8 protein-coding genes are annotated in these 13,173 nt (G+C 51.9%); all 8 read right to left on the bottom strand.

Annotated elements, in window-relative coordinates:
• Window positions 1–28 precede the first annotated feature (28 nt).
• Window positions 29–1,465: a glycoside hydrolase family 125 protein gene (locus tag HHO50_RS19320; RefSeq protein ID WP_181308597.1), complete on the bottom strand. Its 1,437-nt coding sequence runs from the start codon at window positions 1,463–1,465 to the stop codon at window positions 29–31.
• A 161-nt stretch (window positions 1,466–1,626) separates the two neighbouring features.
• Window positions 1,627–3,903 carry a GH92 family glycosyl hydrolase gene (locus tag HHO50_RS19315; RefSeq protein WP_219921593.1) on the bottom strand — a complete coding sequence of 759 codons (2,277 nt, stop codon included), beginning with the start codon at window positions 3,901–3,903 and terminating at the stop codon, window positions 1,627–1,629.
• A complete protein-coding gene (locus HHO50_RS19310; RefSeq protein ID WP_181308595.1) occupies window positions 3,900–6,155 on the bottom strand; it encodes a GH92 family glycosyl hydrolase in 2,256 nt (751 codons plus the stop codon). The genes HHO50_RS19315 and HHO50_RS19310 overlap by 4 nt, the downstream gene beginning before the upstream one ends.
• Window positions 6,156–6,486: 331 nt before the next feature.
• Window positions 6,487–7,521 (bottom strand): LacI family DNA-binding transcriptional regulator, encoded by a 1,035-nt coding sequence (locus HHO50_RS19305; protein WP_181308593.1) that lies wholly within the window; start codon window positions 7,519–7,521, stop codon window positions 6,487–6,489.
• A 162-nt stretch (window positions 7,522–7,683) separates the two neighbouring features.
• Window positions 7,684–8,400 carry an SGNH/GDSL hydrolase family protein gene (locus HHO50_RS19300; RefSeq protein WP_181308591.1) on the bottom strand — a complete coding sequence of 239 codons (717 nt, stop codon included), beginning with the start codon at window positions 8,398–8,400 and terminating at the stop codon, window positions 7,684–7,686.
• Between the two features lie 847 nt (window positions 8,401–9,247).
• Window positions 9,248–10,681 (bottom strand): sugar MFS transporter, encoded by a 1,434-nt coding sequence (locus HHO50_RS19295; RefSeq protein ID WP_181308588.1) that lies wholly within the window; start codon window positions 10,679–10,681, stop codon window positions 9,248–9,250.
• A 193-nt stretch (window positions 10,682–10,874) separates the two neighbouring features.
• Window positions 10,875–11,012, bottom strand: a complete 138-nt coding sequence (locus HHO50_RS21630; RefSeq protein ID WP_181308586.1) for a hypothetical protein — start codon at window positions 11,010–11,012, stop codon at window positions 10,875–10,877.
• A gap of 1,024 nt (window positions 11,013–12,036) precedes the next feature.
• The gene (locus HHO50_RS19285; RefSeq protein WP_219921592.1) at window positions 12,037–12,420 is read right to left on the bottom strand and encodes a cupin domain-containing protein; all 384 of its coding nucleotides are present in this window, start codon (window positions 12,418–12,420) and stop codon (window positions 12,037–12,039) included.
• Between the last annotated feature and the right edge of the window lie 753 nt (window positions 12,421–13,173).

Here is a 13,173-nt window from a genome sequence, read left to right as displayed (position 1 = left end):
TTAGCTGTAAATCATCTGCCCCAGTCACTTACAGTAAATGCGGCTTCTCCTGATAGGTTTTCCAGAGCAGTTCCCCAAACAGGGTGTTGGCCCAGGCAAACCATTTGCGGGTGAACTCTGCCGGGTTGTCTTTGTGGAAGGCCTCGTGCATGAAACCGGTACCGGCGTGGGTTGATTTCAGCATACCAATGCACTTCTTTATTTCGGCATCTTCCTTACTGGTGAGGGCCTGCACAATAATGGCCATGTGCCAGATGGTGTCTACCGCAATGTGCGGGCCGCCAATGCCTTCGGCGACGGTTCCTTTGAAGAAAAAAGGGTTGTCCAGGGAAAGAATGAAACGCCGGGTGTTCTTGTAAATTTGGTCATTCTCCTCTACCGCGCCCAAATACGGCAAGGACAGCAAACTGGGCACGTTGGCATCGTCCATGAGCAGATGGTTTCCGTAGCCGTCCACCTCAAAGGCGTAGATGTCGCCGTGCGATGGGTGTTTCACCACCGCGTGTTTTTGCAGGGCTTCCTTCACTTCCTGGGCCAACTGCCTTAACTCCTGAGCGGTAGCTTGGTCTTTGGAAATAGCGGACATCATCTCGGCGGCCTGTTGCAGGCTGACCACCGCGAAAAAGTTGGAAGGCACCAGAAACGAGAAAACGGTGGCATCGTCGCTGGGCCGGAAAGCCGACGCGATGAGCCCTACCGGCTTCACCGGATAGCCGTAGCCCTGGAGTGCCCGGGTATCGGTAGCGGTGGCGGTTTCCCGTTGGAAGGAATAGTCGCCTTTCCCCTCTTTCATCTGCTGGTTCTTGAATGTTTTCAGAATCAGCTTGATGGCCTGCTGCCATTCCGAATTGAACGGAGAGGTGTCTCCGGTGGTTTTCCAGTAGCCGTAGCCCAACCGGATGGGGTAGCAAAGCGAATCAATCTCCCACTTACGCTCATGCACCCCCGGCTGCATGGCCGTGATGTCTTTGACCCAGTGGCCGGTTTGGGTGGAATCGTTATAGAAGGCGTTGGCGTAGGGGTCTTTCAGGATGTAGGTGGTCTGCCGGTTCACCACCCCGGCAATCAGGTCTTTGAGGTTTTTGTCTTTCCTGGTGAACGGCAGGTACGGCCACACCTGCGCCGAGCTGTCGCGGAGCCACATGGCGTTGATGTCGCCGGTGATGACGTAGGTATCTGGACGGCCGTTCTTTTCTGCGTAGGTGACGGTGGTGTCCAGGGTATTGGGGAAACAGTTGTTGAACAGCCACGCGAGCTCTTCATCCTTTACTTTTTTGCCGAATTCCTGGATGGCTTTCTCAATCTCCTTGCTGCTGAAATTTCGCTTCGCCGCCGGGGTTCTCACCTCCGGGAAACGGCTGAACATTCTGCTGCTGACCGCCGGGCCGCCTACCACGGATAAGGGGCTCAGCATAAAAAGTCCGCCGGCCAGGGCTGCGTTCTGGATGAAGTCTCTTCTTTTCATATATGGTCTGTTCGTTTCGTTTACCTGTTGCTCCTTTACTTGGCCCTCTTTCCGCCAGGCCGTTATGATTCTTCTGCTGGCTTTCGCGTCAGAGCCTTTGAGCCTGTTTTGGGCCTGTTTTTGGAAAAACAGGCCCAAAACAGGAAAGCGCGCTAACTACTTCAGCGGGAAACCGAGAAAGGCTTATCGCTGTCCTTGGTTCCCCTTGATTTATTCGGCTTGTTATCCATCTTGAATTTCAGCAGCCCTCCCTCCGTAATATCTTTGTGCCGGATGAAATTTTTGGAGTAGGCCTTCCCATTTAACTTTGCCGATTTTATGTACACGTTCTCCTTGCTGTTTTCTTCGGCCTCAATTACAAATTTTTTCCCGTTCTCCAGGTGGATGGTCGCTTTCCTGAAGATGGAGCTGCCCAGCACGTATTCATCGATACCCGGCGTGACACTGTAAAAGCCCAGGGCACTTAACACGTACCAAGAGGAGGTCTGCCCCTGGTCTTCGTCGCCGGGGTACCCGTTTTCGGTGGAATTGTACAGGCGTTCCATCACCTGCCGCACCCAATACTGGGCTTTCCAGGGTTGGCCGGCGTAGTTGTACAGGTAAATCATGTGTTGGATGGGCTGGTTACCGTGGGCGTACTGCCCCATGTTGGCCAACTGCATCTCCTTCATCTCATGTATCATATAGCCGTAGGAGCCGGTGTTCACGGTGTTGGGCAAGGAAAAAACCGAGTCAAGCTTGCTCACCAACTGCTTTTCACCGCCAAGGAGCTTTGCCAGCCCCTGCACGTCATGGAAAACCGACCAAAGGTAATGCCAGGCGTTCGCCTCGGTGTAGGGGCCGCCCCATTCAAAGGGGTCAAAATCAGGGTTCCATTTCCCATCGGCCTGCCGCCCCCGCATAAAGCCGGTGGCGGGGTCAAAGACGTGGCGGTAATTGAACATCTGCCGCTCAAAAATGCCTTGGTAGAAATTATTCCCAGTCATCTTAGCCAGGTGATAACCGGCGAAGTCATCATAGGCGTACTCCAGGGTTTTGGCGGTTCCTTCCTCGTACTGCGGGTAGGGCACATACCCCAGCGTGTAGTATTCCTTCCAGCCTTCGCGCCCGTTGGAGGGGCCCCAGGGGCCTTTGTTGGTGGCGGTGTGGAAATAGGCTTTCAGGGCCCGTTGGGGGTCAAAGGTTTGGATGCCCTTGGCCCAGGCATCCGTCAGCAGGGTGATGGCGTGGTTCCCGATCATGCCGCCGTTCTCGTTGGGGAAAGACCAGCTGGGCAACCAGCCGCTCTGCGCGTACACGTCCAGCAAGGAAGCCACATACCTGCCGTGCTGGGTGGGGTGTAAAATGGTATTCAAGGGGAACTGCGCCCGGAAGGTGTCCCAGAAACCGGTATCGGTGAAAAGGTAGCCTTTGTGGAGCGTGAGGTCATACGGGCTGAAATAATACGGCTCCCCATCTGCACCAATTTCATAGAACTTGCGGGAAAACAGGTTGGCCCGGAACAGGGTGGAGTAAAAGGTGCGCAGCTGTTCTTCGGTACCGCCTTCCACGGTAACTTTCCCCAGTTGCCGGTTCCATACCTGGCGGGCTGCTTCTTTGGTGGCCTCCAGGGTAGCGTGGCTCCCGAGTTCGTTCTTAAGGGTGAGTTTTGCCTGCTCCAGACTCACGTAAGAGGAGGCCGTTTTGATTTGTACGTTCGCGCCGGCCGGGAATTCCAGATACGCGCCTGCTCCCCTTCCATCGGCAGAAACCACGCTGGGCCATTGCCCGCCTCTGCGGTTCTCCCAGGTTCCGTAGGCTTTAAATGGCTGGTCAAATTCTATGACGAAGTAGTTGATGAGTTTCCCGACCAGCCGGCCGTTGGAAACCGTGCCCGTGATGCGTCGGTTTTCCGGGTCAATCTTCACGGAGCTGGGGCCGGTGTAGCCATCCAGCACCAGATAGGCCTTTTCCCCCTCCGGAAAGCTGATACGTAAGTGGGCGCCCCGCTCGGTGGGGGAAATCTCCGTGGTAATCTGGTTGTCTAAGGTGACTTTATAGTAATGGGGTTTGCCTATCTCATTGGCGTGGCTAAACTTGGAGGCGCGCTCATCTTCGTGCAGTTTCAAATTCCCTGCCACAGGCATCAAGGAAAAGACGGCGTAATCACCACTCCAGGAGCTGCATTGGTGCGCCTGCTGAAAACCCCGGATGGAATCCTTGGCGTACTGGTATTTCCAGCCGTTGCCGTTCTTGCCCGTCTGCGGCGTCCAGGTGTGCATCCCGAAGGGCAAGGCCGTGGTGGGGTAGGTGTTGCCGTAGGTCAGCTCAAAAGACGAGTTGGTGCCTTGCAGCGTGTTCACATACTGCACTAAATCCCTCTCCTGCCGGGCATTGGCTGAAAAGCCCATTCCGCAGAGAAGCACCGCCAAAAGGATATGGAACGCTGTTTTCATCATTTACCCAAAGAAGGCGGTGCCGCCTCTACCGCCGCGCCCCAGTTTTTGTTGGGTTTTACCCCCATGGTAAGTTCCAATACGCCGCCATTCATGATATCCTGGTGGGAGAACCAGGGCTTGTTCCAGTCCTGGCCGTTCAGGCGCGCCGATTGGATGTATTTGTTTTCCGGGTCATAGTTCTTGGCGATGATGCTGAATTCCTTGCCGTTCCCCAAGTTCACCACCGCTTTCTCAAACACCGGGCTGCCAATGTTGTACACGGGCATGCCCGGGGTGACCGGATAGAACCCAAGCTGGGAGAAAACCACAAACGCTGACATTCCGCCCCCGTCCTCATCGCCGGGCACGCCCATCAGGTCGTTCCGGAACCAGGTGTCTACCAGAAACCGGATCATCTTCTGGGTTTTCCAGGGCTGGCCGGCATAGTTATACAGGTACGGAATGTGGAGGGACGGCTCATTGGCCATGGAGAATTGCCCCACGTTGCCCGTTTGGTCAGGCAGTTGGGCATAGAAAGAGAACTTACTCCTGCCAAGCGGCTCCTCAAACAGCTGGTCCAGGTTCTGCAGGAAGTTTTGCCGCCCGCCCATCAAGGAAATCAGGTCGGCCACGTTGTGCTGCACGTCCCACTGGTACGTCCAGGCATTGTTCTCGCCGTAGTAATCGCGGGCACCCATTCCGCCGGAGAATTTATAGTCGAAGGGCATGATGAAGTTGCCGGCCGAGTCCTTGGGATGGAAAAACCCGGTTTCTTTGTTGAACAGATGCCGGTAGTTGTAAGATTTTTCCCGGAAGAATTTGGCGTCGGCGGCGTTTCCAAGTTCATCGGCCATCTCAGACAGGGCCCACTGGTCGTAGGCGGTGCCCAAGGTGACGGCTATGGCCTGGCGACGCTCAAAGGAATTCACCTCCGGGATGTATTCCTTCTCCCCGGGCCGCAGCGCCGGGATGTAGCCTTTCCGCTGGTAAAAACGATCTAACTCCCCCGCCGGGGCCGCTGACCAGGGGGCCAGGGTTTTCTCCATAATCGCATTTCTGGAGGCCTGGTAACCGGCCGTTAAATCAAAGTTCCGAAGGCCTTTCTGCCAGGCGTCTAGCAGCGTGGCCACGCCGTGGTTAGAGTTCATTCGTCGGCTGTCGCCGGTAATCTCCGGGAAGGTAGGCAGCCAGAACTGGTTCATTTGCTGGGCCATCAGCACGAAGGAGTTCAAGATGTCTTCTTCCTTGGCCGGGTCAATGAGGACGTTCAGCGGGTGGTGCGCCCGGTAAGAATCCCAGATCCAGTCATCGGTATAGAAATCGCGGTCAGATTCGTGTACCTTTCCGTCAAAGGCGCTGAAATAACGACCGTCTTCCGAGATGTTGACGGGCCGCTCAAACGTGCGGTACAAAGAGGTGTAAAAGACGCGCCGTTCATCCGGGGTGCCCCCGGCCACGGCTATTTTGCCCAGGGCCTCGTTCCAGCGTTTTTCGGCGGCGGTCTGTACTTGGGCAATGCTCTTGCCGGCCACCTCGCGCACCATGTTCCGCTGGGCCTGCGCCGCATCAATAAAGGAAATGCCGTACCGTAGTTTCAGAGACTTCTGGGCGGCGGGAAACTCCATGACCATGCTGGCTTCCTGCCCCTGCGTGGAAGTTCCGGCGGAAAGCTGCCCTCCCCGCAGCACCGAGACGTTTAAAGGCTGGGTTTCCGGCTGGAGGTAGACGTAGATACGCGTGTTGTTGGCCAGTTCCTGGTAGCCGGAGAGCGCGTTTCCGTCCCACTTGAGTTCTCCCTGCCGGGAGCTGACCACCAGGTAAGAATCCTCCTGACGCCCGAAATTTATCTCATAGACGGCGGCCTGGCCGGACAGCCCGAAACGCACGTCCATCTCCTGCTCGTCCAGGTACACGTAATAGGAATAGGGCGTGATTTTCTCCCGGTCGTAGCTGTAGCGGATAACGGATTTCAACTCTGTCTTAGGTCCCTGGAAAGGACTTAAACTGAAGGCCGAGCTTCCCCGGTGACTGGTAACGGCCACCGGAAGCCCTTTCAGGCGCACGCCCGTGTAATCTTCCCGCTCTGGGTACACCCGAAGCATGGCGTTGGGCAGGTGCATGGTGGGGTAGGTTGGAACCAGCAGGTGGCTTATGTTTCCCATGTAAGGATTTACATATTCTACCGGTTTCAAAGCGGTTTCCTTCAGGGAAGAACAGCCGCCTAAGAAAAGACCGCCAAGCAGTACCAAGACTTTTGCTGAATTCTTAATCATAAAGCCGTAACCTAAATCGTTTTAGCAAATATGCAAAAAAATATCTGATTACAAAATCTATCTGCTAAGATGTGGCTAGTTTTCCTATAAGAGCTTAAGCCTTCCAAAAGAAAATATCATTTGCTGCTGTTTTGGGCCTGTTTTTTGAAAAACAGGCCCAAAACAGCAGCCGTAGCGCCGTGACACCGACACGACGCTACGGCTCCGGATTTAGCCGAAAAAGAAGGGGAGAGCAAGGCGCAAGCGGACGCATGGCCAGCACCCAAATAGAAAACCCTAAACAGCTTCTTTCTGATGTCTAGTGCAGGATTCTCACAGCAGGCAAGCGCACTTATTGGTTGCTGCTTACTTTGGGCCTTGAGGAGTCGCGTTCTTTCAGTTCGGCTTTGAGCACTATCTGGCGGACTTCTTTTTTCTCGTTTTTATGCAACAACTCCAGCATCATCTCCATCAGGGTTTTGCCGATTTCCTCCAAGGGCTGGGCCACCGCTGAGATGGAAGGTGTATGGATCCGGAAAAATTCATTATCATCAAAGGTCATTATCCCCCACTCCTTCAGCTTGCCCGGGAAATGCTCGCGCATTACCAACAGCCCACGTTGGGTTAAGTAGTTGGTGGCGAAGAAAACGGCATCTAATTGATGGTTCGCTTCAAAAAAATCCCGCATGAGACCTTCCACTTGCAGGGCATCCTCCCCAAAAGACACCTCCAGAATACGGCTTGGCAAGTTAGCTTCTTTCACTGCCTTATGATAGCCCGACAGGCGATCCAGCATCTGGGTCTGTTTTGCGGCAATCGTGATAAAACCAATGTTCTGGTAGCCACTTTCAATGAGATGGTTCATAGCCTTGTAGGTGGCATTCTCATTGTCTATCACTACATAGTTTGTCTCCAGATCTGGGAAGTAACGGTCAAAGAGGATGACGGGAATGTCTTCCTCCAGCAGGGCCTTGATCTGCTTTTTGGCCCCGGGAGACGGAATAATGATATAGCCGTCTGCCTTCCTATCCCTGAATACCTGCAGGAGCTCCTCGGTGTGCCGGTTGTCGTTCTCGTTGCTGCAGAAAATAACCTTGTACCCTTTCTTGTACGCCATGACTTCAATAATGCGGGCCAATTTGGCGAAGAAAGGGTTGGAGATATCCTCCACCATAAACACAAGGATGTTGGTCTTACCGGTGCGCAGGCTTTGCGCCAACTGGTTGGGGGTGTAGTTGACCTCCTCAGCATATTCCAATATCTTGCGGGTAACTTCCTCTGAAATACGCATCTCCGGGCCTTTGCCGTTCAAGACAAAAGAGACGGTGGTCACAGAGACTTGTAAGTTAGCGGCAATGTCTTTGAGGGAGGGACGCTTGGTTTTCAATTTAAAAAGCTATTTGCGTTTAGGACTCACCAACCCTCAAAGGTAAGGATTACTGAGTTGCCGCCGTTGTGGCAAAGGTCTGGGCGCGCCTCCAATTGGAGCGGGCTGCCATGGTTGTTCCTCATACGAACAAGCTTACTACAGGAAGGCGAAATAGACCTGTTATTTTTTGGTTCTGCGTCCTTTGTTTTTGTCTGAGCGTTTCTTGCCCTGTTTGAGCGCTTTCTCAACTGCTTCCAGCACCAGCGGTTCCATGACGGCATACCCCGCCAGATTTGGGTGCACACCATCGCCTGAGTACACTTTACGTAGCCCCTTCTCCTCATCTGACATGGCAGAGAAATAATCCAGATATACAAAATCATGCTCGTGGGCATACTGTTTCATCCACGCATTCACCTGCGCAATCATGCCTACCGCGTCAACGTCTTTGCTCCAAGGGTACTCCTTCACCGGCAGTATGGAACTCAGCACTACCTTGATCCCGTTTGACTTGGCCAATTGCGCCATGGCCGCCAGGTTGTCTGTGATCATCTTTACGGAGGAAGGCCCGGTGTTACCGGCTATATCATTGGTTCCGGCCAGAATGACCACTGCCTCAGGCTTTAGATCGATCACGTCTGGGGTAAACCTTATAAGCATTTGCGGGGTGGTCTGCCCCCCTATTCCTCTTCCCACAAAACCGTTTTTCTCAAAAAATTCCGGACGCTGCTGCCACCATCCCTCGGTGATAGAATTACCCATTAAAACAGCTTTGGGTGGTTGGGAAGCGGAGATGATTTGTTGATTAGCGGCTTCGTATTTCTTTAGGTTTGGCCAGTCCTGCGCGTAGACAGCAGTTGTAAAAAGGAAAGCTAAGGGTAAAAGGATTTTCTTCATGATTTCATCTTGCCTCCTCCGCCAAATCTGTATAATCTGGACTGAAAGAGAAGCTATTGTGTGGTAAAACGGAGACTGTTATTGTTTCTTTAAAAGCTTTGTTGATAGTTTATTCTCTAATGCAAGCATCCGCCTTTGCTTTATTTTCAGCGAAAACAGAAAGTTGCGTTGGACATACGCAAACGCAGGTTAGAACCGGCCTAAAAACACCTTACTTTCACTAGGCGCAAGCACTAAAAACCGTCCTTAGCTTTTGGTAAAAGTATTGGTTATTTCTCCTAGAAGCAATATACCGCTGCGTCATAAATGGTTTCCAGCTATGTGGTAGAATTCAATCACCCTGTACTCCATGACTTAAAAAGCGTGGGTTGTAGCTTTGGTAGAAGCTGTGATGTAGTGAGCAAGCAATGGTATTCCCTATGGGCAATACTCGTTCAACTGCACAGCCAAGATCCCTTAGCAGTGAAGTTGTTTAGGGGTTTCTACCTGTTTTCATGAAAATAGCCTAAAAACGGCGGTACAAGCGGGTACTTGCGGCAGTGTACAAATTTGGATTGTCTTTCTAAAAGTAGCCTGAGAACAATAAATCAAAAGGACGCTTGCCCCAGAATGAAAAACTCTAAAAGGGTTCATCGGCATCGTCCTTACAACGCAGCCGATGAACCTGTCTTTTCTTTCATCTCAATTTGCTGAATCAAGCAAATCAACAGTTGGTATTTACCAGAGCATCTCACTCAATTTGAATCCATTGAAGAAACAAGTTCTCTCTACCTGTATTCAGCCAACTAATTTTTTCGTCATATTTCAAGGCTGTTTTTCGGAAAACAGCCTTGAAACGCAAGTTGGGTTATCCCACTAATTTCCCCGCACCGCCCCTGATCCGGTAGCCCGAGAAGCCATAGAAGACAATGTAGAGGTAGCAGAGCAGCGGCACAATAAAGGAAAGCTGCACGTCGCCGGTCACGTCGGCGAGCGCGCCCTGCAGCGGCGGCACGATGGCCCCACCCACAATGGCCATCACCAGCAGCGAGGAGCCCTGGCTCGTGTGCACGCCCAGCCCCTTGATGGCCAGGTCAAAAATGGTAGGGAACATGATGGAGTTGAACAGCCCTATCGCAATAACGGCCCACATGGCCATGCTGCCCTCAGCGAAAGTCCCGATCAGCAGCAGCACGATCACCGCAGAAGCGTACAGCCCCACCGTCCGGTTAGGGATAAAGCGCCCCAGCAGCAATACCGCAAAATTCACCGCAATCAATCCCAGGATAATCAGCGCCTGATCCAGGTCATAGAGCGCGTACACCGTCCCGAAGGTTACGGCCGCGATGGCCGCCATGATCACGTACTTGAGCGAGTTGTTGCGGAACTGCGCCAAAGCCACGGCCCCGAAAAAGCGGCCCACCATGGCCCCGCCCCAGTAGAAGGACAGGAAGTGCTTGGCCTCCGACTCGTCCAGCCCCGCAATCTGCGGCAATTTGAGGTAGTTGATGAGCATGCTGCCCACGGCCACCTCGCCGCCCACGTACATGAAGATACAGATGATGCCCAGCACCAGGTGCCGGTGCCGCAGCGCGCCCGAACCGGCCACCACGGTGTTGCTGTCTCCGGTGAGGCGGGGCAGGCGGGCCAACTTGATAATCACCGCGATCACAACCAAGGTAATGGCCAGGCCGAGGTAGGGCGCCTTCACCGAGTCGGCGTTGGCGGCATCGTTAGACACCTGGTCGAAGATGAGGTACCCGCCGATGATGGGCGCAATGGTGGTGCCGAAGGAGTTGAGCGCCTGCGTCATGTTCATGCGGCTGGACGAGGACTCGGGCGGCCCCAGGATGGACACGTAGGGGTTGGCCGTTATCTGCAGCACCGTAATGCCCGAGGCCAGCACAAACAGCGCGGCCAGGAACAGCCCGTAGGAATGCGCCTCGGCGGCGGGCAGGAACAGCAGACAGCCCAGTGCCGTCACAATGAGTCCCGCGATGATGCCGTTTTTGTACCCGATCTTCAGAATAGGGTCGCCCTTGGTCACAGAGAAGACGAAATACAGAAGCGAGACAATGAAGTAGGCCCCAAAGAAGGCCGTCTGGATGAGCATCGCCTGCCAGTTCTGCAGCGTGAAGACCTGCTGGAGCTTGGGGATGAGGATGTCGTTCATGCACGTGATGAACCCCCACATGAAGAACAGCAGCGTCACCACCGCCAGAGGCCCCGTGTAGCTCTTGTTTGTGGTATCTGTCACGGTTGCGGTAGCCACTTCCGCTGTACTGCTCGATATTCTTGCCATTTGCGTGTTGGTTGGTTTGTGTGATGGTGATTGACAAATTGAGTATCTATAATTGAACCATCAGAAGTATGGGGTTCCATTATTACAATAATTTATAATCCTGGTTCTTTGAAGGGATCCGATAAGTTTGATTTTACTATGGATTCGAACTTACCTTACAATCATCAGTTTAGGGAGCGCATGATTCCATATTCTAACCCTCTAGATTCCGCCAAGGCTCAAACCCCGGTACCTGGATCTTTATGGCTTCCTGCACGGGCACTCTCACAGCCACGCTCCAGAGCAACCTGGAGGCTTCAATTCCTTCTTTGCGGTGCATTATTTCCTTCACCGTCCAAACCTCTCAGGCCTGCGTTAGAGATAAAGCTGAGCCCAGCGCCTGTCCCGCCAGTATTTTCAACAATTTTACTTTTAAAGCGAATTGGTCTAGTCCGGTTATCTATAGATCAATCCTTGGATACTAAATCGTTTTAGCAGAGAAGTAAGGTTCTAGCCTGCTTCAGTTCCTCTAAGAAACTGAAGTAATAACATTTCTAACCTCATAAAGCTTGTTGATTAACAAATATAGGGAAACCATATAATACTTCATTCCCAACAGATGGAAAATTATCAATTTTAGGGCTATCTAATTACTAATCCTTTCTATTTTCTGTAAAATTGACCAGGTATTTGGCATAAAATGAAGACAAAGCTAAAGATGTGCTTAGAGCTTGTTTAAATTTCATCTGTGCGCTACAAACGGCCATAGAAAGAACCTGCGTTCGCCTTTTTCTCGCCCCGTAGCGCTGCTACGCGGCTCAAAAAACCCTTCCGCAGAACCTTTCTCTGGTTAGTTGAGCCTGCAAACCTCAAATTTAAACAAGCTCCTAGCTGAAGAATAGAGACGGCTTCAGCTAAATGGGAGGACACCCATATAGTCTTTTAAAGCTGGTGAGAGGGGCAAAGCCTGAAAAAAGCACTGGTTACCCTCTCTTCCCAACAGGGCAGCTCTGTTATATTGATAGGCCATGCCTTAGATAACCCCTTCTTGGCATAACAAATCTTAATTGAACGGTTCAGTATTTTCTTTGTCTCTGGTGTGGTTTCCGTTTCACGCGATATTACCGGAAGGAGCTCCCCTTTTGACCTAATTTCCAGAAAACAGGCCAAAAGGGTCATAGGTGACCGCTGGCACCTAGGTGTACTTGGGCTAGGGGCCATGGTTAAAGTTTCTGTCCTCTGCCAACCTCGGCTGAAGCAGAATTCAAAAAGCAGAATGGAGCCATCCGCCTGATGTAAGTATCCGCTTCCTTACAATCTTAGGACTAATTACCCGTGCTGCTGCCGTGTCAATATAGGAGTTGGTTGGCGGCTTCTTACTTTTTTTGGTAAACAATGATCAATGTAAGTTCGTTGCTACTTTCTGGCGTGAGGCTATGTGAACTTCCTGGCCGGGTCAAAATAGCGTCCCCTGGCTTTACGGTAAATGTTTCACCGTTCATCGTCATCTTGCCGTACCCACTGATGATGTAATATACTTCGTCTTCTTTCTGCAAGTGATAGCCAATAGAGGAACCGGGTTTTAACGTTCTTTTCTTGAACGCAGTTTTGTAGTCCTTTACACCCTCAAAAAAGCTGTAGCCAATCGTTTTCCCTCCCCCACCGTGCGGGCCCACTTGTTCCTGGGCTACTTGGGCATCCCGCTCAAGGATAAACTTACTTGGTTCTGGCGTTTGGGCATTTGCGGACAACACAGCCACAGTTAGAATGAAGAAGGTTAAGCAAAGGAGAGGCAGTAGCTTATTCTTCATGTTGATTCATTTGCTCTATATAAATGAATAGACCGAGTTCACGTATTCGTTGTTCCTGACGGTTCCACAGCCATAATGGCGACTTCTAGTTCTCCGGAAAGCCAGCTGCTGCCCTCGTGAGACCCTACCCTGCGGTAAAGAACCATTTTTTGCATCTCTTTACAATGATCTCTATGAACCAACTTGGCCTTATTGGCTTAAACAGTGTATACTTCATGCTGTTGCTATGGAAGGGCTAAAATGCTAATATATCTAACAGATTATAGTAGATCAAGCTTTATAAATGAATGTTTATAAAGCTTGATGGCCTGATTAAAGGGTAGCCTCTCCTGTTTTTAAAAGAAAGAAGGAAAAGGTATGGGACTTATTGGTTATTGTTGAGCCCATCAAAGTGCAGGGTCAATACAGCTTCATCCTTAATACGTGACATTCAGCTGTGAAGACACATTATACAATTTGGGAGGAACTCTTAACGGCGGCGAGGAGCAATATGAATAGAGAATTTCGCTTTCCAGGCTGTTTTCCTGAAATCAGCCTGGAAACAAAGGCCTAGACAGACACTTGCGGCAGGATCCCCCAGAGCCCCAGCCCCACTCCAGTAGAGTCCATGCTACCCCGTAAGTTTATAACAAACGAGCACCGTATCCGGTCTTCCCCTTTGAAGGTCTAGGATGATTACTCGTGCAGGTTCACGCTTCCCCG

It is taken from the genome of Rufibacter sp. XAAS-G3-1, assembly GCF_013623775.1.
Taxonomy (GTDB): domain Bacteria; phylum Bacteroidota; class Bacteroidia; order Cytophagales; family Hymenobacteraceae; genus Nibribacter.
This window is presented reverse-complemented; position numbering and strand designations above follow the sequence as displayed.

Coding starts and splice junctions, on each gene's coding strand:
- HHO50_RS19320 (WP_181308597.1), bottom strand. CDS start 1,465: ATGAAAAGAAGAGACTTCATCCAGAACGCAGCCCTGGCCGGCGGACTT.
- HHO50_RS19315 (WP_219921593.1), bottom strand. CDS start 3,903: ATGATGAAAACAGCGTTCCATATCCTTTTGGCGGTGCTTCTCTGCGGA.
- HHO50_RS19310 (WP_181308595.1), bottom strand. CDS start 6,155: ATGATTAAGAATTCAGCAAAAGTCTTGGTACTGCTTGGCGGTCTTTTC.
- HHO50_RS19300 (WP_181308591.1), bottom strand. CDS start 8,400: ATGAAGAAAATCCTTTTACCCTTAGCTTTCCTTTTTACAACTGCTGTC.
- HHO50_RS19295 (WP_181308588.1), bottom strand. CDS start 10,681: ATGGCAAGAATATCGAGCAGTACAGCGGAAGTGGCTACCGCAACCGTG.